General features: G+C 40.2%; 23 protein-coding genes and 1 tRNA gene. 17 read left to right on the plus strand and 7 right to left on the minus strand.

Going from position 1 to position 22,141, the window contains the following annotated elements; translation table 11 throughout:
* Window positions 1–27: 27 nt before the first annotated feature.
* On the minus strand, window positions 28–324 hold the full coding sequence (gene yhbY, locus A7968_RS10925; RefSeq protein WP_064666601.1) for a ribosome assembly RNA-binding protein YhbY: 297 nt from the start codon (window positions 322–324) through the stop codon (window positions 28–30).
* An 88-nt stretch (window positions 325–412) separates the two neighbouring features.
* Between yhbY and rlmE the strand changes: the two genes are divergently transcribed.
* The 13 genes from rlmE (at window position 413) to A7968_RS10990 (ending at window position 12,795) form a co-directional block, all read left to right on the plus strand.
* Complete coding sequence (rlmE, locus tag A7968_RS10930; protein WP_064666602.1) at window positions 413–1,042, plus strand: 23S rRNA (uridine(2552)-2'-O)-methyltransferase RlmE; 630 nt, start codon at window positions 413–415, stop codon at window positions 1,040–1,042.
* 57 nt (window positions 1,043–1,099) lie between these two features.
* Window positions 1,100–3,049 (plus strand): ATP-dependent zinc metalloprotease FtsH, encoded by a 1,950-nt coding sequence (gene ftsH, locus A7968_RS10935; RefSeq protein ID WP_192543098.1) that lies wholly within the window; start codon window positions 1,100–1,102, stop codon window positions 3,047–3,049.
* 101 nt (window positions 3,050–3,150) lie between these two features.
* On the plus strand, window positions 3,151–4,011 hold the full coding sequence (folP, locus tag A7968_RS10940) for a dihydropteroate synthase (RefSeq protein ID WP_064666604.1): 861 nt from the start codon (window positions 3,151–3,153) through the stop codon (window positions 4,009–4,011).
* Window positions 4,008–5,357 (plus strand): phosphoglucosamine mutase, encoded by a 1,350-nt coding sequence (gene glmM, locus A7968_RS10945; RefSeq protein ID WP_064666605.1) that lies wholly within the window; start codon window positions 4,008–4,010, stop codon window positions 5,355–5,357. Before folP ends, glmM begins: the two co-directional genes overlap by 4 nt.
* A 72-nt stretch (window positions 5,358–5,429) precedes the next feature.
* Window positions 5,430–6,179, plus strand: a complete 750-nt coding sequence (tpiA, locus tag A7968_RS10950) for a triose-phosphate isomerase (protein ID WP_064666606.1) — start codon at window positions 5,430–5,432, stop codon at window positions 6,177–6,179.
* A 1-nt stretch (window position 6,180) separates the two neighbouring features.
* Window positions 6,181–6,531: a preprotein translocase subunit SecG gene (gene secG / locus A7968_RS10955; protein WP_064666607.1), complete on the plus strand. Its 351-nt coding sequence runs from the start codon at window positions 6,181–6,183 to the stop codon at window positions 6,529–6,531.
* 83 nt (window positions 6,532–6,614) lie between these two features.
* Window positions 6,615–6,699, plus strand: a tRNA-Leu gene (locus tag A7968_RS10960).
* Window positions 6,700–7,081: 382 nt separating this feature from the next.
* Window positions 7,082–7,549 carry a hypothetical protein gene (locus A7968_RS10965; protein WP_064666608.1) on the plus strand — a complete coding sequence of 156 codons (468 nt, stop codon included), beginning with the start codon at window positions 7,082–7,084 and terminating at the stop codon, window positions 7,547–7,549.
* Window positions 7,550–7,593: 44 nt separating this feature from the next.
* Window positions 7,594–8,076 (plus strand): hypothetical protein, encoded by a 483-nt coding sequence (locus A7968_RS10970; RefSeq protein ID WP_064666609.1) that lies wholly within the window; start codon window positions 7,594–7,596, stop codon window positions 8,074–8,076.
* 56 nt (window positions 8,077–8,132) lie between these two features.
* A complete protein-coding gene (locus A7968_RS10975) occupies window positions 8,133–8,846 on the plus strand; it encodes a fimbrial biogenesis chaperone (RefSeq protein ID WP_064666610.1) in 714 nt (237 codons plus the stop codon).
* Window positions 8,830–9,564 (plus strand): fimbrial biogenesis chaperone, encoded by a 735-nt coding sequence (locus A7968_RS10980; RefSeq protein ID WP_084448149.1) that lies wholly within the window; start codon window positions 8,830–8,832, stop codon window positions 9,562–9,564. Before A7968_RS10975 ends, A7968_RS10980 begins: the two co-directional genes overlap by 17 nt.
* A complete protein-coding gene (locus A7968_RS10985; protein ID WP_064666611.1) occupies window positions 9,564–11,969 on the plus strand; it encodes a fimbria/pilus outer membrane usher protein in 2,406 nt (801 codons plus the stop codon). The genes A7968_RS10980 and A7968_RS10985 overlap by 1 nt, the downstream gene beginning before the upstream one ends.
* Entirely contained in the window at window positions 11,959–12,795 is an 837-nt protein-coding gene (locus A7968_RS10990; RefSeq protein WP_064666612.1) for a hypothetical protein, read from the plus strand. Before A7968_RS10985 ends, A7968_RS10990 begins: the two co-directional genes overlap by 11 nt.
* Here the strand turns inward: A7968_RS10990 and A7968_RS10995 are convergent.
* The 4 genes from A7968_RS10995 to A7968_RS11005 all read right to left on the minus strand — a co-directional run bounded on the left by A7968_RS10995 (window position 12,776) and on the right by A7968_RS11005 (window position 15,187).
* Window positions 12,776–13,384, minus strand: coding sequence for a response regulator transcription factor (locus A7968_RS10995; protein WP_064666613.1), 609 nt, complete (start codon window positions 13,382–13,384; stop codon window positions 12,776–12,778). The genes A7968_RS10990 and A7968_RS10995 overlap by 20 nt on opposite strands.
* A 103-nt stretch (window positions 13,385–13,487) precedes the next feature.
* On the minus strand, window positions 13,488–13,640 hold the full coding sequence (locus A7968_RS23345; protein WP_167542973.1) for a hypothetical protein: 153 nt from the start codon (window positions 13,638–13,640) through the stop codon (window positions 13,488–13,490).
* On the minus strand, window positions 13,637–14,482 hold the full coding sequence (locus A7968_RS11000; RefSeq protein ID WP_064666614.1) for a VOC family protein: 846 nt from the start codon (window positions 14,480–14,482) through the stop codon (window positions 13,637–13,639). Before A7968_RS11000 ends, A7968_RS23345 begins: the two co-directional genes overlap by 4 nt.
* 336 nt (window positions 14,483–14,818) lie before the next feature.
* Complete coding sequence (locus tag A7968_RS11005; RefSeq protein WP_064666615.1) at window positions 14,819–15,187, minus strand: hypothetical protein; 369 nt, start codon at window positions 15,185–15,187, stop codon at window positions 14,819–14,821.
* A 95-nt stretch (window positions 15,188–15,282) separates the two neighbouring features.
* Between A7968_RS11005 and A7968_RS11010 the strand changes: the two genes are divergently transcribed.
* The gene (locus A7968_RS11010) at window positions 15,283–15,819 is read left to right on the plus strand and encodes a GNAT family N-acetyltransferase (RefSeq protein WP_064666616.1); all 537 of its coding nucleotides are present in this window, start codon (window positions 15,283–15,285) and stop codon (window positions 15,817–15,819) included.
* A gap of 92 nt (window positions 15,820–15,911) precedes the next feature.
* Window positions 15,912–17,582, plus strand: coding sequence for a gamma-glutamyltransferase (gene ggt, locus A7968_RS11015; protein WP_064666617.1), 1,671 nt, complete (start codon window positions 15,912–15,914; stop codon window positions 17,580–17,582).
* Window positions 17,583–17,876: 294 nt separating this feature from the next.
* Here the strand turns inward: ggt and A7968_RS11020 are convergent, their stop codons facing one another.
* Window positions 17,877–18,665, minus strand: a complete 789-nt coding sequence (locus A7968_RS11020) for an RES family NAD+ phosphorylase (RefSeq protein ID WP_064666618.1) — start codon at window positions 18,663–18,665, stop codon at window positions 17,877–17,879.
* Window positions 18,666–18,974: 309 nt separating this feature from the next.
* Between A7968_RS11020 and A7968_RS11025 the strand changes: the two genes are divergently transcribed.
* Together A7968_RS11025 and A7968_RS11030 are read left to right on the plus strand one after the other, a co-directional pair.
* Window positions 18,975–20,081, plus strand: a complete 1,107-nt coding sequence (locus A7968_RS11025; RefSeq protein WP_064666619.1) for a serine hydrolase domain-containing protein — start codon at window positions 18,975–18,977, stop codon at window positions 20,079–20,081.
* 330 nt (window positions 20,082–20,411) lie between these two features.
* Window positions 20,412–21,149 carry a hypothetical protein gene (locus A7968_RS11030; RefSeq protein WP_064666620.1) on the plus strand — a complete coding sequence of 246 codons (738 nt, stop codon included), beginning with the start codon at window positions 20,412–20,414 and terminating at the stop codon, window positions 21,147–21,149.
* A gap of 324 nt (window positions 21,150–21,473) precedes the next feature.
* On the opposite strand, the gene A7968_RS11035 is transcribed toward A7968_RS11030, so the two are convergent.
* Window positions 21,474–22,141, minus strand: a 668-nt coding sequence (locus tag A7968_RS11035) for an IS91 family transposase (protein WP_208855838.1), incomplete at its 5' end; no start/stop codon positions are given.

The raw sequence follows: 22,141 nt of genomic DNA on the forward strand, positions 1-22,141 counted from the left end.
GTTTTTTTTTGCAAAGCATAGAAATAATTAATTACGTGGTAATTGAATTTTCTTTTCTTCACTTTGACGATAAAGCACAAGGGTGTGACCGATTGTCTGTAATTTCTCTGCACCGGTTTCACGAATAATAGCTTCAAAAATCAGGGCTTTAGTCTCACGATCATCAGTTGGCACTTTTACTTTGATAAGTTCGTGAATTTCTAAAGCGCTTTGAATTTCAACTAATACACCTTCTGTTAAACCGTTAGAACCTAGTAATACTACAGGTTTTAGAGAGTGTGCTTGACCTTTTAAAAACTGCTTTTGTTTGTTCGATAATTTCATGTTGTTACAAATTTTGCTGAATATGGCTTGAATTAAGGGTATTCTAACGCCATCTAGAGAATATTACTAATTAGTTGCGTGATAATTTATGACGAATAAAAAACTTTCGGCCAGTTCACAGCGATGGTTGAAGGAACATTTTGATGATCCTTATGTTCACGAGGCACAAAAGAAAGGTTGGCGTTCTCGTGCGATTTTTAAACTCGACGAGATCCAAAATAAAGATAAATTACTACGCCCAGCCATGACTGTGGTTGATTTGGGAGCTGCCCCGGGAAGCTGGTCACAGTATTTAGCAGAAAAAGTAGGTGATAAAGGGCAAGTTATTGCTTGTGATATATTACCTATGGATTCACTGGCTGGCGTTGATTTTTTACAAGGAGATTTCCGAGAAGAAGCTGTTTTAGATGCGTTATTAAATCGCATTGATGGTAAAAATGTTGATGTGGTGCTTTCAGATATGGCACCCAATATGAGTGGTAATAGCTCAGTTGACCAAGCTGGTAGTATGTATTTAGTGGAATTAGCATTAGATATGTGTAGCCAGGTTTTAAAGAAAAATGGTGCATTTGTGGTAAAAGTATTCCAAGGTGAAGGCTTTGATGAATTCTTAAAAACAGTGCGTGATAGCTTTAAAACTGTAAAAATCCGTAAACCCGACGCCTCACGTCCACGATCACGTGAAGTATATATAGTAGCGACAGGCTACAAACTGTAGTACAGTTGTCAGGCGTTTAGTTGAATTTAAATTAATTGGATACAAGAGGTTAACCCCTTGAGCGATATGGCGAAAAATCTAATACTCTGGCTGGTCATTGCAGTAGTGCTAATGTCAGTGTTTCAGAGCTTTAATGGTGGCGATCAAGTAGATCGTCAAACTAGTTACAGTCAATTTGTAAAAGATGCTCGAAGTGGCGCTATACAAGAAGTGGCAATAGAAAGCACCAGTGGCACAATTACTGGTACTAAAACCAATGGCGAGCGTTTTCAAACGATCATGCCTATTTATGACAAAGACATTCTTAATGACTTATTAAAAAGTGATGTGAATGTCAAAGGTGTTAAGCCTGAAGAGCAATCTTTCTTAGCGAGCATCTTAATTTCATGGTTCCCAATGTTATTACTGATTGGGGTATGGATTTTCTTCATGCGTCAAATGCAAGGCGGCGGTGGCAAAGGTGCTATGTCGTTTGGTAAAAGTAAAGCACGCTTAATGAGCGAAGACCAAATTAAAACCACGTTTGCTGATGTTGCAGGTTGTGACGAAGCAAAAGAAGATGTGACAGAGCTGGTGGATTTCTTACGTGATCCGTCAAAGTTCCAAAAACTCGGTGGTAGTATTCCTAAAGGCGTACTAATGGTAGGCCCTCCAGGTACGGGTAAAACTTTGCTTGCTAAAGCGGTTGCTGGTGAAGCGAAAGTACCGTTTTTTACTATCTCAGGTTCTGATTTTGTAGAAATGTTTGTCGGTGTTGGTGCATCGCGTGTTCGTGATATGTTTGAGCAAGCGAAAAAAGCAGCGCCGTGTATCATCTTTATTGATGAGATTGATGCCGTAGGACGCAAACGTGGCGCTGGTATGGGTGGTGGTCACGATGAGCGTGAGCAAACACTTAACCAAATGCTTGTTGAGATGGATGGTTTTGAAGGTAACGAAGGGATTATCGTCATTGCTGCGACTAACCGTCCAGATGTACTTGATCCTGCGCTACTTCGTCCTGGTCGTTTTGACCGTCAAGTTGTGGTTGGTTTACCAGATATTCGTGGCCGTGAGCAGATCCTAAAAGTACACATGCGTAAAGTACCATTAGGTGACAACGTTGAAGCGTCAGTTATTGCGCGTGGTACACCTGGTTTCTCTGGTGCTGATTTAGCAAACTTAGTCAACGAAGCTGCACTTTATGCCGCACGTGGTAATAAACGTGTTGTTAGCATGGCTGAATTTGATGCCGCTAAAGATAAAATCATGATGGGCGCAGAGCGCAAGACCATGGTGATGAGCGAGAAAGAAAAAGAAATGACTGCGTACCACGAAGCGGGTCACGCAATCGTGGGTCGTATCGTGCCTGAGCATGATCCTGTTTATAAAGTATCTATTATTCCACGCGGCCGTGCCCTTGGTGTGACTATGTACTTACCTGAACAAGACCGTGTTAGCCACTCTAAAGAGCTACTGGAATCAATGATTTCAAGCTTATATGGTGGTCGTATCGCTGAAGCACTTATTTATGGTGAAGATAAAGTGACTACAGGTGCAAGTAACGATATTGAACGCGCAACAGATATTGCCCGTAAAATGGTTACTCAGTGGGGTCTAAGTGAGAAGTTAGGTCCATTAATGTACACTGAAGATCAAAATGAGATGTACATGGGTGGCGGCGGTGGCCGTGCTATGAGCATGTCAGATGAAACAGCCAAAGTAATTGATGCAGAAGTTCGTTCGTTATCAGATCGTAACTATCAACGTGCTGAGCAAATCTTAAAAGATCATATTGATATTTTGCATTCAATGAAAGATGCATTAATGAAATATGAAACAATTGATGCAAAGCAAATTGATGACTTAATGGCACGTCAGCCTGTGCGCGAACCGCGCGATGCGCATGACCGTCGTGATAATACGGATAAACCGGCTTCTGCTGAGACAAAAGCAGAGCCAGTTGCTGAAAAAGACGACAAACCAGCACAAAAAGATGAAACAAATCTTGATGACAAAGCTGAATAACCGTTAAAATAGCACTATCAAAAGCCCCGATTGTCGGGGCTTTTTTGTAGTTTTGAATTAAACTATTAATATCAATGCAATGGATGTATTGAAGGTGATAGATGACCACAGTTGATTTACCTAGAGGTCGCAGTTTACACCTCGACACCCCAGTGATAATGGGGATTTTGAATGTCACTCCAGATTCTTTCTCAGACGGCGGACGCTACTATCAAACAGACAGCGCTGTCATAAAAGCCCAAGCCTTATTAGCCGATGGCGCTACGATACTCGATATTGGTGGTGAATCGACACGTCCAGGTGCGCCTGATGTAAGCCTGGAGGATGAATTAGCCAGAGTTATACCGGCAATTGAGGCTATTCGTGCTCACAGCGATAGTGCCGTGAATGAATGCATTATTTCGATTGATACCAGTAAAAGTGAAGTAATGCGCCAAGCGATTTTAGCTGGGGCTGACATCATCAATGATGTGCGTGCTTTGCAAGAAGCCAATGCGCTAGCCACGGTTGCGCAGTTTCCAGACGTTGCAGTGTGCTTAATGCACATGCAAGGTCAACCGCGCACCATGCAAAGCGATCCTCAGTATGATGATTTATTTGATGATATAAATCTGTTTTTCACGCAGCGGATCAAGGCGTGCGAAACAGCGGGGATTCAGCGTCAGCGACTTATTCTAGACCCCGGATTTGGCTTTGGTAAAACCCTTAGTCACAATTTTCAAATACTGGCGCGGTTTAATGAATTTAACCACTTTGGTTTACCTGTTTTGGCAGGACTCTCGCGCAAGTCAATGCTTGGCAACTTATTAAATAGACAAACAAACGAACGCCTTGCAGGTAGTTTAGCTGGGGCATTAATTGCAGCGCAAAACGGCGCAAAGATTATTCGTGTACATGATGTAAAAGAAACCGCAGATGTGCTTGGCGTATGGCAAGCCTGCGAACAAGGAATTAAAAAATGAATGAAAGAAAATATTTTGGCACCGATGGTGTGCGTGGCATGGTGGGTGAATACCCAATTACTCCTGAATTTGCGCTTAAGTTAGGCTGGGCGGCAGGTAAGGTGTTATCAAAAAATGGCACTAAAAAAGTCATCATTGGTAAAGATACCCGTATTTCAGGTTATATGTTAGAAACCTCGCTTGAGGCAGGCTTAATTGCCGCTGGCATCGATGTGGTGTTACTTGGCCCAATGCCAACCCCCGCCGTTGCGTACCTAACGCAAACGTTTCGCGCCGAAGCGGGTATAGTGATCAGCGCCTCTCATAATCCATATCACGATAACGGCATCAAGTTTTTTTGCGGACGAGGCTTAAAACTGGCTGATGAAGTAGAATTACAAATTGAAGCGATGCTTGATGAACCGATGACCTGTGTTGCGTCAGATAAGCTAGGTAAAGCCCGCCGTTTAGAAAGCGCAGATGGCCGTTATATTGAGTTTTGTAAAAGCCAGTTTCCGCAAGGTTTGTCGTTAGAAGGCTTAAAAATTGTTTTAGATTGTGCCAACGGCGCAACCTATCATATTGCGCCATCAGTGATGCGCGAGCTTGGCGCTGAGATTATTTGCCATGCTTGCGAGCCCAATGGTGTCAATATAAATCTTGAATGTGGTGCAACCCATGTTGATGCATTAAAACGCAAAGTATTAGAGCATAATGCGGATGTAGGTATTGCCTATGACGGTGATGGCGACCGCGTAATGATGGTCGATCATAATGGCCGTGTATTTGATGGCGACGATATTGTTTACATTATTGCCTGCCAAGCAGCTAATGATGACATGCTAGGCGGTGGCGTTGTCGGCACTGTGATGTCAAATATGGGGCTTGAAAATGCACTCAAAACTAAAGGTATTGAGTTTGCCCGCAGTAAAGTGGGTGACCGCTATGTAATGGAATTACTGCAAGAGAAAGGCTGGAAAATCGGTGGTGAAAGTTCAGGCCATGTATTGAATCTTGACTTGATCAGCACCGGCGACGGTATTATCTCAAGCTTGCAAGTACTTGCTGCAATGGTTGCACAAAACCGCACACTCAAAGATTTAGGTGCGGGTTTTGTTAAATACCCAATGAAGATGATTAATGTACGCTACAAAGCGGGCACCGATCCAACGCAAGCGCCAGAAGTGATTGCAGCCGTTGCTAACGTTGAAGAGCAACTTGCTGGTAAAGGCCGTGTATTATTACGTAAATCTGGCACTGAGCCGGTTGTGCGTGTCATGGTCGAAGCCGAAGAAGAGAAAGTAGTGCTTGATAGTGCACAAAAAATTGCCGCAGTTGTTGAATCTATGAGCAAACAAACTGATTAAGAACAATAACCTCTTGTAACTTTGGGCGAGTCGAGTTACTATCTCGCCCGCTTTCTAATGTGGAGTGGAAAAATGGCAATACGCAAGCCAATGGTCGCAGGCAATTGGAAAATGAACGGCTCAAAGGAGTTAGTTCAGCAATTATCTGACGCAATCAACAACGTAAAATCAGCAGAGATAGACGTTGTGGTGTTTCCACCTTACCCATTGTTATCTATGCTAATCGCAACAGGTGTAACAACAGGGGCACAGACGGTTTCTGAAAATGAACCGGGTGCATTTACTGGTGAAGTTGATGCACAATTGATTAAAGATTTAGGTGGCGAATATACCTTAGTTGGCCATTCTGAACGCCGCAGTATTTATGGCGAAAGCAATGACACTGTTGCTGCTAAGTTTGCTCGCGCACAACAAGTAGGTTTAACGCCTATTTTATGTGTTGGTGAAAGTGAACAACAGCGAGAGCAAGGTCAAACTGAATTAGTGGTTGCTGCACAAATTGATGCAGTAATTGATAAATTAGGTCTAGCAGCACTGAAAGATTCTGTGATAGCATACGAGCCCGTTTGGGCCATTGGCACAGGTAAGACTGCATCGCCTGAACAAGCACAACATGTGCACAAATTTATCCGTGATAAAATTGCTGCCATAAGCAGTGATTTAGCACAAGGGCTGACCATTCTTTACGGTGGCAGCGTAAATGAAAAAAATAGCGAATTATTATTTGCACAACCAGATATAGACGGCGGGCTTATTGGTGGCGCTAGTCTAAAAGCAGATTTATTTACTGCAATCTGTGAAAGTGCAAAAGGGACCGTATAAGATGTACGAAATTTTATTAGTAGTTTATTTAGTTGTTGCTTTAGCGCTTGTTGGTATGGTTTTAATTCAACAAGGCAAAGGCGCAGATATGGGTTCATCATTTGGTGCTGGCGCTTCTGGAACTGTTTTTGGTTCATCAGGCGCAGGTAACTTTATGACTAAAACAACCACAATCTTAGCCAGTATTTTCTTTGTGCTAAGTATTGTACTAGGTAACTTAACTGCAGGTCAGATCAAAAAGACTGACGAGTGGGAAAACCTAGAAGCAGCACCAGCAGTTGAAACTGTTGCTCCGGCAGCTGATGATGTTCCAGTAACATCTACGAAAGAGAAATCTGACGTACCAAATTAATACTTGTAACAAGTATTGTTAGACGATTTATTCTCCTCAAATAAATCATTGAGTTTAACACCTAAAGCGAAAGCTTTAACAATGCGGTTGTGGTGGAATTGGTAGACACGCTACCTTGAGGGGGTAGTGCTTTCGGGCGTGGGGGTTCAAGTCCCCCCAACCGCACCATATTAGAAAAGCCAGTAACATTGATGTTACTGGCTTTTTGCTTTTTTATAATGATTATAATTTCAGGATAATCATTATTTAAACGAGTAAAACGCTAATCAATCAACGTATGTTGTTTATATCTCACCTCTATCAAATCCCTTATGTTCAGTATTTAATATATTGATTTAGTTTTTATTTTACTAAGCTGTTTAATCTTGTTAATTCGATAAGAAAAATATCACGTTTAGAATATAAACATTTGTGTAAACTTTAATTAGAGTATTTAGCTTTGTTGGTATATTTGCATATTCCACAATAAACAAAAAGCAACTGCCCAATATGTCGTTTTACTCCTATTATCTACCCAACTTAGCAAGGCAGCGATTAGGGTTTAACAAGGATGATGAAAGCGATGCTATTTTCACTTGCTTGTTACATTCCTATGAGTGGCGCAAGTGATGAAGTCAATATAAGGCTAGAAGGGAAAATAACACCACGGTGTGAGTTTTCAACCGCTGCCGAATCACTTCTATTTGATGCCACCGGTTTTGCTAATACAGAACTAACTATAAATTGTAATGCGCCAATAAAAATTGCTTTACTGTCAAAAAATGGTGGTTTGCGTCATCAACAGAGTAATTTAATTGAAGCCTATTTCTTAACGATGAGATTACCAGGTAGTGATATGGATATCACAGAGCAGGCGAAGGACCTTATGCTGGAAAAGTCATACGTTATAGATGAAATATTTTTCGATACAACAGCGCAATTAGAATTTCAGTTAGAAAAACCACTGCTATTTGCCGGAGAATACAATGATGTACTCCGTATAGAAGTGACTCCATCAGCACTAATAGGTGGCATTTAACCGTTAGGGCAAAGATTATTTAAAAAATTTTAAGGAATAATAAAATGAAAAAATTACTAGTTTTAACTGCAATCGCGACTGCTTTCACTGGTTCTGCAATGGCTGCAAGTGTTAGCCTAAGTGGTGTTGTTGAGCCTGTTTGTCAAATTTCAGGCGTTGACTCTGTTAATACCTTTAGTGCACTAGCAATTGGTCATACAGCGCAACATAACATCACAGTTCAATGTAATGACTCTGATGGTGCTGAAATCACTCTTAAATCAACTGAAGGCTTATTAGAAAGCTCTGATCATGAAGATCAAGGCATTGCATACCAAGCTACATTTAAAGCGGGTGATTTTGATTTTGCTTTAATTCCTACAAACTGGGCTAATGGTGACAATGATCTATCAGTTACAGGCACTAGCCCTGGTTCTGTTGCTTTAGCGCAAGGCGTACCAGGTACTTTAGTACTTGAACTACTTGAAGAAGCTGTATTCGCAGGCACTTACACAGATACATTACAGATTGCTATCACTGCTCGATAACTTTTCTTCTCCTTTGAAGGCAGCTTTTGCTGCCTTTTATATTTAAGGTTCCCCCAATGAGACTGTTACTTGTCACTCTTTTTTTATGCACTTGCTTTAATGTGGCCGCCTTTCAAGTTAAACCTATGGTTGCAGAATTAGAAAGCTTAGGCTCACAATCGCAACGCACAATGCGAATACTTAATACGTCAAAAGAACCGCTTACGGTGGAGATAAGCGCTAATAATTTAACATTAGATGCAGCAGGAAATGAGCTGCTCTCTGAAAATGAAGATGATTTTCTTATTCTGCCAATGACGACCGTTATTCCTGTAGGTAAAAGCCAATCAGTATTAATTCGTTATATTGGTGAACCAATGCTGACAGAGTCTAAGAGCTATCGCATTATTGTTGACCAAGTAGCCGTAGACCTAGCACAAATGAACACATCCGGTGTGGGCATGACATTGAGTTTTCAAACTTTATTTAATGTAGTCCCAAAAGATGCCCAGGCAAAGATTGAAATTATGGGTAAAACGATGGTTTCTAAAGGTGTGTGGGAAATTGAGTTAGAAAATAAAGGCAACCGCTACGTTAGACTTGCGCAAGAGAAATGGTTAATTCAACAAGATAGTGATGTCTATACCTTAGAAGGAAGAGAGCTTAGTGATGCACTTGTAGGAAAGTTTTTAATGCCAAACTCTAAACTCAAAGTAAAACTCAAAGTACCTGAAAAATTTGATATTTCTCGCAGTCAATTAGAGATAAAGCTGGATGCGACAACTAACTAAGTTTGTATATTTAAGCTTCTTATTTATATTCAATACTGCAAATGCAATCGAATTATCACCGATGGTACTCACTATCGATGCTAAAAACGGACCTTTTAGTGCAAGCAGCATTATTACGAATACACTAAATCGTGATTTTGCCTTTGACGTTGAAGTTTATAAAATTAACTTCCTAGCCGATGGGCATTTTTTAGAATTGCTTGAAGAGCCGCCTTTTTTCATTTTTCCCCCTGCTGCTTTTTTAAAAAAAGGCCAAAGCCAAAAAGTGCAAATTCAATGGCTGGATAATAGACCACCTGACAGCGATGAAAGTTATATGGTGACACTTGCAGAGCAAGCTGTTGGTAGTGACTCATCTGCAAATAGCGTAAAAATGCTATTTAATTTTAATTTGATTGTTCATTTAGAAAACCCAGTGTTGGATGCTAATTTGCTCCTACGTAAAAGTTGGATAGAGCAAAATGAGATAGTTGCGCTTATCGAAAATATGGGCAAAGGCAATGCTAGGTTGAGTGATTATGAGATTGCGTTTGAAAATAAAGACGGGTTAACCGAAACCCCTTCTTTTATAACTCTTTACCAAAAACAACAATTAAAACGCTTAGGAATCGAAGTGTTTTTAGCACCAGGGACGATTAATACGATAAGGATACCATTACCGAGTTCTCTTAACGACTCACGACAAGGGTTGCCACTTAATTTACGCTTGGTTCCCTGATGAAAAAATTGTTGTTATTTTGCTCGTTATTTTTAGTCAGTATAAATGGCTATAGTAAGATTAATCCTAGTAATAGAACGATTGAACTTACTGTTGAAAGCTATATAAATAATGCGCCAATTGGTCAAGTAACCTTGAGTATTTCTCCAAGCGATGAGTTTGCATTGCCTTGGCCTGAAGTCGAAGAAAGCTTTGATAAATTTATGTATCCTAATGAAGTGGGGGAGCTGCGCAGTTTAGTTACAAATCAAATAATAACGGGCGAACAACTGCAACAGCTTGGCATTGTGGTTGATTTTGATATGGCCAGTTTCTCTTTATATTTGAGTATTCCCTCTGCATTAGTTAAACCGCAAGCACTTAGTTTAAAGCGCAAGCCTCGTAATTTAAAAGTATCTAAACAAGCTAAAATAAGTGGCTATTTAAACTGGTATGCCAATGCGATCCGCCAGAAAACAGATACCGCTGAAACAGATCAACAATTAAACTCACGCTTTGAATCCGTAGTTAATATTTCGAACGTGGTTTTTGAAAATGAATTTGAATATTTCTCCAGCTCTAACAGTACAGATGCACACGGTAGACGAACATCTTCACGCATTATTTATGATTTACCAGAGTATGGTACCCGGCTGTCACTTGGCGATAATTATGGTATTGGCAGTTACTTTCAATCTTCGGTTCGGTTTTTAGGGCTGGCACTGGCGAGAGATTTTTCGATGATGTCAGATCGGCAAATAAAACCCACTGCATCGCAAAGTTTTACTTTAGAGAGCACTTCTTCAGTGGAGATTATTGTTTCAGGCGTTGTTGTCGACAGGCTTAACCTATCACCGGGTGTTTATTCCTTAAATGATATTCCCATAGAGCAGGGCAGTAATCAGATCCGTTTACGTATAACCGATAGCGCGGGTATAACGCGAGTAGTCGATTTTGATGTCACCACTGGTTTAGATTTATTAGCTGAGGGGGAGCTAGAATACCGATTTAATCTTGGTATTCCCTCAACACTAGCAATTGATGGTTTAGAATATTTAACTGACGAACCATTTGTAAGTAGCTACTTTGATTATGGTGTATCGCCGAGTTGGACCATTGGTGCCAGCCTACAGGCAAATAGCTATACTCAGCAATTAACGGCTAAAAATATTCTAGCCATTGAACTTGGGCAAGTCTCATTTGAAGGAGCTCTCAGTTACGCAGAAGATCTGGGTAGTGCATTTAGGTTTGTATATCAAAACTTCACTAATGGTAGCAGCTCAAATCATAATATTAGTTTGGGTTATGAATATTTATCTGAAGATTTTACGGCTTTAAAAGCTGAACCGAACTCACTGTTAACAGTGCAAACCATAAAGCATACTCTGCAAGGCAACTATAACTACTATTTTGGTGAGTCGATGCAATTTGGATTAAGTGCGCGACTACAGCAAAAATATCAAGAAGACGAATTTACTCAAGCTTATGGCGTATCAACTAGTGGGCCATTTTCTAAAGGCTGGCGATGGGGGTTGCGTGCTAACTGGGATAACTTAAATGAACAAAGCGACTTAAATTTTGCGTTATCAATTAACTACCGATTTGACCAAAATACGCGTTATAACCTAGCTCTTGACACCCGTAATGATAAACAACGGTTAGATTATAGTTACACTGGCAACCAACAATTTGTCGATTCTAAAACCGTGCGTTTGGGCTTAGAACGTAATGACACACAGCAAGCAGCTATTGATTTTAACGCTCAATACAATGCGAATAGGTTTTTAATTGGCGCTGATCATGCCAGTGATTACACGCAGCTTGATGAATCGGGTATTCATCAGTCTAGGGTTAATTTTTCGACCGCTTTAGCATTCGCGGAAACTGATATTGCATTCGGTAAACCAATTAGTGATAGCTTTGCATTGGTACAAGCTCATCAGTCGATTCAAGATAAGAACATAAAGCTTGGTCGCTCCCAGGAGTATTATCGTGCCGCAAATGATCAGTTAGGCCCCATCTTATTTAGTGATATTAATTCTTACGATGAAACAACGTTAGCGATTGACATCGATGACTTAGAGCCAGGCTATGATTTAGGCTCCGGTATATTAGCATTTAAATCAAGCTATAAGTCAGGCTATACAGTTACGATAGGATCGAATGCGAATATAACGGTTGTGGCAAAAGTTATAGCTAAAGATGGCTTACCAATAGCAGCCGCTGTCGGCACTGCTAGGTGTCCTGAACAACCCGAGTTTAAAGAAAAAGTGTTTTTTACAAATAAGAAAGGGCGATTTGCTATTACAGGCTTGATCCCATGTGATTATGTTATTACTTGGACTGACAAAACGCTTAAAGAGTTTAAATTAACGATTGTTGATGGTGAACAATTACAACGTTTAGGAGAGATCCATGTACAGTAAAAGTCTTTTATTTTTAAGCGTGTTAAGTGTAAACAGTTTTGCCCAATGTGATGCGCGTTTTGCGAATATCAGTCAAAACAATGATGACATAGCTGTCTATCGACAATCACAGTCTTATGACTCAAAGATTGAGTTTTCGGTGAAGGCCATTAACAATGACCAATGTCAACTTAAAGTGATGGTTGAAAGTGAAAATCATAGTTTTTTTATCTCCGATAATAATCGTTTCGAATTTTTTATTGAATCGTCCACAACGAATACCGGCAGTGTAAAGCAGCCTATTTTTAATATAGAGCAACTAGAGTTAGCAGTTAATTTAACATTAAAAAGCGGAACATTTGTAAAAGCAGGCGCGTATTCTGACATGCTCACATTTAGGTTACTTGATGACAAGCAGCAAGAGCTGGATGTACAAGAAATATCGGTTAATACTTTAATAGAACCCAATGTGAGTCTGTCATTATTGGGCTTTAATAGTACAGACCATACGGTTCAATTAGGTGAACTGTACTCAGGGCAAGAATATACAAATTTACCCACTTTAAAAGTAGTTACCAACTCAGATGTACAAATGACCATTGATTCTCAAAATGCTGGTTTTTTACAAAATATCTTATATAAACAACAGTACCAGATCGATTATCAACTTAATGTAAATCAAACCTGGTATGAACTGAATAAAGCCCAGTTGTTAACTATTAAGAGTAGTATGTCATCCGCAGACGTATTTTTACCACTCAAAGTTTTGGTAAAAGATATTAGTAAACGACCCGCAGGGAGTTACGAAGATACAATAAGGATCAGTATTAGCCCATTACACTACTGATCTTATCGCTATTATGCTGGCACCACTTAATAGCCTGTTGTTTATTTTTGACGGCGAGTTTGGTATAAATTTTATGTAAGTGAACACGAACAGTACCTTCACTTATAAATAGTTTATCAGCGATTTGAACGCTACTTAAACCATTGTTTAAATGGTTTAATACTTTGAGTTCTTTGGTGGTTAAGTTAACTGACTTTGCGTTACTGAGCTCTTCGTTAGCTAAGTATTCGCGCATCCAATTATCGGTGATCGCTCGAGGAAACCACAATTCACCCTGGTTTATCGCTTGTAGACCTTGATTAATCACAGCCAGGTTCGTATCTTGATAAAAAATTCCTTTAAGATTTGGCCAATCTTTCAAACTTTTAGGAAACTCTTCTTTTGGCACATCAAAAATAGCTAAGGATACGCAATCAGATAATTGCATAAAATTAGCGATTTGTTCTTGGCTAGAGAGTGTAGAAAGTGAGGCGTACTTTACCATGAGTACGTTATATTCTTTTGAGACGATAAATAACGGCGAAAAACTACCATCGTTGTAAAAAGATAGATTGCCCTGATTGTGTTGCGACAGTTTATTGATGTCCATAATGATTCCATTCCCTGAAAACCAATACTATATTACTAAAAAAGCTCAAAATCAACGTGTAACTATTATGTAGTATGGGCACACTAGGGTGTGCCCGCTATTTTTATAATGAACCACCCATACCAATGCTTGGGTTTACATAAACAGGGCCTACTTTAAAAGGGGCGCTAACATTTAGGCTAGCGTAAGGGCTGCACGAAGCTAACAACAGTGTCATAGCGCTTACGCTGGCTATTTTTATCAATCGTTTTTTCATTTTAGAGTCTCCTGAATTACTAAACCAGCGCCCGCTGGATCACGAATTATTGCAACAGTACCGTTACGCACTGCATCATCAGGGGCCATCAGCACTTGCCCTCCTGCAGCGGTTACTTTTAATATAGTTGCATCCACATCGGCTACCTTAATGTAGTTAACCCACGTATTGCCTATTTCAGCATCCGGTTTTTTGACAAACCCAAAAGCAGGGCTATTGTTGATTTTTAAGAACGAATAGTTAGTGCCAAACAGGGTTTTTTGTGCCGTACTATAAGCTGCAAGTTGTTGGTAAAAGGCGCTGCTGGCAGCGGGATCACCGCTCCAGACTTCTTGCCAGATCCAGCTATTATTATTTACTGTTAGGGCTGGATCGCCATTGATTGTATTTATCACTGAGAATAAAGCACCTTGTGGGTCCTCTAATACTGCAACCTCGCCACGTCCTGCAATGGTTGTTTTAGCAATCAATGTTTTACCACCAGCGGAATTTGTGGCTTTGACCACGCCATCAACATCAGCGACAGACACCAGCGCTAACCAATGGCTATTATTTTGACTGTTATCAAGCTCAGCCATACCGGCAATAATTTGGCCATTGCTGCTGACTAACAGATAGTCTTCGTTAACTGCTTGAAATTGCCAATCAAAGACCGCTTTGTAAAAAGCTTGGGATTGTTTTAGATCCGGTGTAACTAAGTCATGCCAAACAACATGTCCTAGCTGTTTAGTACCACTATCGCTGATAGCGGGTAAGCTGATTTGCGTAAGCTGACAGCCAGTTAAAGCAGCAGCTAACGCGCCGCTTAACAGCAAAGGTTTTAAAAAGTGTTTAATAGCCAAGGTGATACTCCTTTCATTTATATTTCCAGCAGAGTAATAATCTCTACACAATCTCAATAGTCATTTATATTTATTGAGGCGGTTTATATTGCCAATCTTTGCAAATAATTCAACGCTTAAAGAATAGTCTATAAATCACAAAGTAAGCGGTAGTTTTAAAAATTTAGTTTGCTTTATTTGGATGCAAAAAGCATATGTTCAATAAACACTGCTTTGGTTTATTCCAGCTGGGTGGAAAGTGTTTGTGTTTTTTAACTTGAAAGGGAAGTGTGTGGGTAACAAATAATGTTTATTTATGATCAAAATAGGCTGCCTACAATAGGCAGCCTAGTGAAATTAGTTATTACTTTCTTTTTCACGTTCTTCACGTGCAGCTTGTAATTCGTCAACGAGCTGTTGCGCTTTTTGCTTGGTTTTCTCTGTTAATTCACCAGCGGCTTCTTTACTTTCAATCCAGGCATCAAGGGCAACTTCTTTGCCATCGTCGTACATATCAAGACCCAATTTTTTACTTTCTTGCAGCAGTTCATCAAGTGACTCACCTTTAAACTCATTGGTGGTTTCTTTCACTTCATCCCATGCCTCACTGATCGCTTGTTGAGCTTCAGCTTTGGCTTCTGCTGTATCTTCTTTTACTTCTTTGGCATCTTCACAACCTGTTAGCGCTACACAGCCTAATAAAACTAAACTTGCTAATTTGTTCATATTTGTTCCCTTGTATAATAATTATGTCCCAAGGAATATTTCCTCTGGTACAGTATTGATGACAATCTCAAAACAAGCAATATACAGGCTGGAAAATGAATATAACTCGAACAGCACGGCTTAATTTTAAATTAATGGATGAAAATGACAGTGCGCTACTGTTTGAACTCGATAGCGATCCACAGGTGATGGAGCACCTTACTCGTGGTAAGACGACAACCATGAACACCATTAAAGATGTATTTATTCCACGCATGCAAGCTTACCGCAATCCACAACAGGGCTGGGGGTTATGGCAAGTTAACCTTAACGAAAGCGATACTTTTATCGGCTGGATCCTCATTCGACCCATGGGCTTTTTTACAGAGCAAGCTGATTATAGCGATATCGAAATAGGCTGGCGCTTTAAGCGTGCAAGTTGGGGAAAAGGCTATGCCAGTGAAGCTGCCGCCGCTGTTGCAGATGCAGTTACACAACACACAGATGTCAAAGCACTTAGCGCCACGGCACTCAAAGCAAATTATGGCTCTATTAAGGTAATGAAAAAACTCGGTATGCAATTTGTTGAACACTATACCCATAGCGACGAGTTTGGCGAGTTACCGGCTGTGTTATATCGTAAATTTGTCTAAACAAGCGCAGAGTCGTTTGACCCATGTTCACAGAGCGTGTATTAATGGGTGTAATAAAATAATTAAAAAATAAAATAAACAAGGAATTAAATATGTTTGCAGGTGTTAAACACTTACTGATTTTTAGTGTCATTGTTATGCAATTACACATAACGGTACTGGCAGCCAGTGACAGAACAGCTCAAGCCGCTGTGGCTATGCCTGATAGTTACAGTAGTGACGTAGCAAGAGCCATTTTGGAGCAGGGTGGTAACGCGGTTGATGCAGCCATTGCTGCGCAATTTGTATTAGCAGTTACCTTGCCTGAAGCGGGGAACATTGGCGGCGGTGGTTTTATGCTGATCCAAAAAGACGGTAAGGGCGATTTTATTGATTACCGCGAAACCGCACCAGCTGCCGCGCATCGCGATATGTACTTGGATGACAAAGGCAATGTGGTTGCTAATAAATCGGTATACGGCATTCACGCCAGTGGTGTACCCGGTAGTGTGGCTGGCATGTGGCTTGCACATAAAAAACACGGCACACTTGATTGGAAAACCCTTGTTGAGCCTGCAATAAATTTAGCCGAGCAGGGTTTTATTGTTCACCCTAAATTAGCCAGCAGTATTGAGCGCTACATTGCCCGCATGGCTAAAAAAGACGTAACAATTAACTTTGCTGATTATTTTGCCAGCGCTAAAGCGAAGCAAAACTTTAAGCAACTTGAGCTTGCAGCTACGTTAAAACGTATTCGCGAGCAAGGTAAGGCAGGCTTTTATGAAGGCGAAACTGCCAAGATCATTGCCGATTTTATGGCTGAACATGGCGGCATCATCACGCAAGCTGATTTAAAAGCCTATCAAGCAAAATCACGTACTCCCACGAAAGCGGCTTGGAACGGTTACCAAGTACTTACATCACCACCACCAAGCTCCGGCGGTATTGCAATAATTCAATGGTTAAAAATGTACGAGCTGACTAAACCCAAAGCAGGGCTTGAGCATAACTCCACAGCATATATTCATTTATTAGCAGAAATTGGCAAACGCGTATTTGCTGATAGAGCAGAGTACTTAGGCGATCCAGACTTTTATGATGTGCCAAAGAGCGAACTAATCGCCATGGATTATCTTAAACAGCGCAGTAGCACCATTACACTCGATAAAATATCGACGACTGAAAACATCAAACCTGGTTTGTATGAAAGTGAGCAAACTACACACTTTTCGATTGTTGATAAATGGGGGAATGCGGTCTCGAACACGACCACTATTAATTTAGGCTACGGCAGTGGTGTAGTGGTGGCAGGCGCAGGCTTTTTGCTAAATGATGAAATGGATGACTTTAGCGCAAAACCAGGGGTGATGAATGTATTTGGCGCTCTCGGTGGTAAAGCTAATGAAATTCAGCCACATAAACGCATGCTCAGCTCAATGACACCCACTATTTTACTCAAAGACAATAAAGTTAAAATGGTCACAGGTTCACCAGGTGGTACCACGATTATTAGCTCAGTGTATGAATCTATCTTAAATGCTGTGGAATTTAATATGAGCGCAGAGCAGGTAGTGAATAGCCCGCGTTTTCACCATCAACTTTGGCCTAAAAACGTAATTCGTCATCATCCAGGGTTAGATGCCAGTGTTGTTAAGGCACTTGAGGAAATGGGCTATACACTTGACGAGCGTCGCTTTGGTGATATGCATGTGATTATCGAACGTGATGGCAAGCTAGATGCCGGCTCAGAAGCATCTGGGCGCGGTAAAGCGATGGTATTTTGATCCGAGCTTTAAGCGGTAAGTCATAAGTTGTAAGTTTGCACGGTGTTAAATTAAGCGGTTGTAGTTGGGTTGAGCATAGCCAAGCCCAGCTACAAAAAGGTTTTAGGGACTAGGTAACTAGGTGCTAGGGTGGCTTGTAGGCGCGAGTTTATCTCGCGCTTTGGTTGGTATAAACCTAAGGCGTTGCTTTTTAGATAAATACATAAAGACAGTTTACAAGAGAGATAGTTATTAATGATCATAATATCTCGTCTGTAAATAGAACACTGGAGCGAAAGTGCTAAGTAAATGCAATCAATTACTTTTATTAGAGCCCTTAGATTTAGAGATAATATTAATACGTTTACTAAGTTGCAGTACTTCTATACTTTCAGGAATACAATCTGCAGTTGTAATATCAAAAAGGCATAGATTAAATTGCTGCTCCGTTTTCAATAATTCGTCCACGGATTTACCTTCACTATGCTCTTTATCAGATGAAATGAATTGAGAAGGGTACTCTATCCCATCGATCCCTTTGCTTTTAAGAAACTCAGAAATAATTTGAGTCGGAATATACTCTCTTGCTTGATGCTCAGGTGCATCAAGGGGCTGTGAAAATCGATGGGCTAAGAAGTAAGTAAACTTAGGGAAGTAAAAGCTATACAAATTATCAACGTCAGAAGTATAGTCAAACCTTGCTATTTTTAGTTCTTTATTAGTTTTGAACTGAGCAACGCTAATGGGCGCATTCGCATTCGCTCTGACTTCAGAAATCGCAGTACCTTTGTCGGAAGCTAAATAAAGAGCATTTATATTGTATGCATTTAGCCTTCCAGTAGATCTTATGTTAGGTACAGGTTTCATATCATCACAGTTAAAAGGTTCATTTTTATACGCATTATCAATACTTGAATAAACATGCGAGCGTGCACGATAGAAGGTAGAACCACTTGGAATATTCTGGACAAACTCCTCCGATTCTGAAGTTAGAGCTTCATAAAAATCATTTAAGAAGTTATTGCTTTCTTGCGAATAAAAAAACCTATTTTCCTCGCATACTTCTTTACAAAAAATGTTGAATCTTTCAGTAAAATTTTCCATTACGGCCCCAAAAAGTAGAATAGTTAAAAAGTACCGAAGAACAGAAGTGAATGCAATCTGTCTAGGTCGCTTTTAGAACAGCGTAAATTATTTAATGCTATAGACCAAGCGCTTTCCTCCCGCAATTTTTACTTTGAATTTCAGAGCTTCTAGGATGGCTTTGAGTTTATCGCGGTCGTATTTCTAATGGGTGACCGTAATGCTATAAAATGTTATATAGAGCTAACAACAGGAAAGTTGTTGAAAAGCGAGTTTACAAAGTAGCGCTTAGCAAGCGCATCAATGGGCGTTGTACGCATAAGGAAAGTCATGATTAAATCTATTTTGATATTGTATACACTTATTTTAGCTAACTTTGTTTTTGCCGAAGAAATTGCTGACGTATCTGAGCTGACTAAGCGTTTAGACGCTGAGATACCGAAGATTTTAGAAAGGCACCAAGCTCCAGGTGTGGCACTGGCATTCGTCAATGGAAGTGGAATCGTTGAATTTCGCTCTTATGGCTTCGCCGATGTAGCGACTAAAGCGGAAATAACCGTAAACACAATGTTTAACGTTGGCTCTATTTCTAAGCTGGTTACTGCTTGGGGGGCAATGCAACTTGTCGCGCAAGGCAAAGTAGATCTAGACGAGCCAATTAATCAATACCTCAAACGCTGGCAGATCCCTGATTCCAAGTTTAATGTAAAAAAAGTAACGTTAAGAAATATCCTATCCCACACTTCAGGTTTGTCGCTGGGGCCTTATGCAGGTTGGGACTCTCGCGAAAAGTTGTCATCTATTGTTGATTCACTTAATGGAAATAATAACGGTGCTGGACTCGTTGAGCTTGTTCATGCGCCCGATACCAAGTGGTCTTACTCTGGTGGTGGGTATTCTGTCGTGCAACTTTTAATAGAAGATGTATCCGGCTTGGCATTTGAAGATTATATGCAGAGAAACGTGTTCGAACCGCTAAATATGACGAACTCTACTTTCAGCATTACTGAAAACGTTTTAAACAGGTCGGCAACCCCTTACGACGAAACTGGCAAAGTAACGGGTATGGTGTACTTTAATGAAAAAGCAGCCGCAGGTTTACAAACAACGGCTTTAGATTTAGCGCGTTTTAATATGGCAGTATTACGCAATAAAGGTGGGCATTATAACGGTGCAACGTTATTGCCAGAACAGCTAATCGATCTAATGATAAAACCAGCTGAGAATACTAACGGGCGCTGGAGTATGAGCTATGTAGTTGACGCAGAAAATAATAGTCTTGGCTTTGCCGGATTTAACCGAGGCTGGGTCTCATTAACACGTTCTATTACAGACCTAAATTTTGGCTATGTGATATTAACCAACAGCAGCATTGGGGCTGTGAATAATGAAATTGATAGCCTGATTCTTTCGGTTGTAAAACAAAAGCGCAATTAAGACGCTTTGTTGTTCAAATACACTAACGCGTTTTGCCCCAAAACCGTTAGTGTAATTATTTCAAAGCTCTGCTTTGAGCGAACCGGACACCGAACAAGTTAAATTTATTGCTACTTCTTTGACCTAGGAGCCTAACTTTGTCCGATAACATTATTAACCGCCGTTTTGGGGCAAAATAACATGCTTAATTCCTAGCTTTTTTAATTACCTGTTTACAAAGGTAATTATTGGTGAAATTATCAGGGTATGTAATATACGCCGTTTTGGTGTGTTATAAACCACCAGAATGGTGTTCAATAAGATATTATGTTTTTCTCAAGGAGAGGTGTTTTGAATAAGATTGTATTAATCGTTTTGGCTATTTTTATGTCAGGTTGTGTTTCTAATGATTTACAGCAGGTTTCTAAAATAGTACCAAACGAAAAAATAGTTGTAGTTGCTCAATTTGGTGGCTCATTCCCAATTAAAACTGTTGGAACAACCGCATTTCAAAATGAATACTTTGAAATTGATTCCTCAGATTGGAAAACGAATGAGTTTATTGAAACTGAGATAAGAAATAAGCTATCACCAAATTACACAATCGTTCCAAATTCATTCATAAGAACAAACCTCAAAACTCCAAAAAATGACTTTGTTTCTGGCTACCCCAGCCCAATAAAAAACAAGTCAGTTTTGGAAGAAGCACAAAAAATTAATGCTAAATATATTCTAGTCATTTCACCAACTGAGTTTTCTGATGTCTACTTTGGTACAAATCAAAGGTTTAAAGGAAATGGGATATATCAACGTCGTGGAAATTCAATCCACTATTCACAAATCAGCTTCAATTTGTTCAATGCTAAAACAGGTCAATTTATTGCAACCAACGGCACAATAGGACATAACGGTGGAGATTCGGTATGGATAACTAATGAATCATTTGGCTATAAGATGTTTAGTTCACCTGAAGATATTACAGCATCGACAAAAGAAAAAATTAAAAATAACAATCAAAAGCTTATTTCAAAATTATTAGATCGCAGTTTAGAGTTTATGAAGTTTGGCGTAAAAAAACATAATAAATAAGGATAGGTTGCGCGAAGCCGCAACTTAATCCTATTGTTGGACAAGCCCGTTGCTGATGTTGACACTTATTTATAGTAAATAAATCGATTGGAACTTTGGTGGTTGGCTTGTTGATGTTTTTTCAGGCCGAGTCTGACTAAGGCTGCACATCGCTTTAAAAAACGTTTATAAAAAGTTAATAAAAACAATGCAGTCTATTTATTTTCCGTGTTATTACTAGCCTGTTTTTTGTGTATTCACCTCTCTTTAATCGGTTTAATATCACGCATTGACTTTAGTTGATGCGACGACTCCTGCTCCTTAGAATAAGATCACATCCGTGTTTTATATCGACAGCCCAGCAAGGTGATTTTGTCCAATAATATGGCGGCCAATTCGCGCCAGATACAACGTCATGTGTGCGTTGCAGTGTGGGCAGCACACGGACGATTTTGCCGTATTTATTAACGGTGGTAACTGCATCTTAAGCAAAAGCTGAATACGCTGAAGAGTCCGTTTTGCATTGCCATGTAAAAAGCCACTGTTACGCGTACGTTGAAAACCTTTTGGCAGGACGTGCTTTAATACCCGCCATAAAAAATCACAGCCTGACTCGGTGATGTATTTATCCTGTTTGGTGGCACTATCACGGTAACGAAAGGTGACATTCCCATGTTGATTTTCAATTATGTTTTGCTCATTAATCACCCCGCGATACAAATAGCGCGCTAAATAGGTGAGGGCTTTATCTCCTTGCCCGACGTATTGCACATCAGCGACCCAAGATGAGGGAGTATTTACAGGAAGGTGGTAACCGCTCTGTTGCAGTGCATTTATGAACTTACCTCGAAACACCTTAGCTAAGTTATCGGCCTTAAACAAGAAGCGTCCCCGCTTTTGTTGAAACAGTGTGCCGTGTTTATTGAGCGCGCCAGCAGGCACGATAAAATGGACATGAGGGTGGTAATCGAGCCGTCGTGAATGGGTATGCAACACAGCCGTCAGCCCGAGTT

Origin of the sequence: Pseudoalteromonas prydzensis, assembly GCF_001661495.1 — a bacterium.
Classification (GTDB): Bacteria; Pseudomonadota; Gammaproteobacteria; order Enterobacterales; family Alteromonadaceae; genus Pseudoalteromonas; species Pseudoalteromonas prydzensis.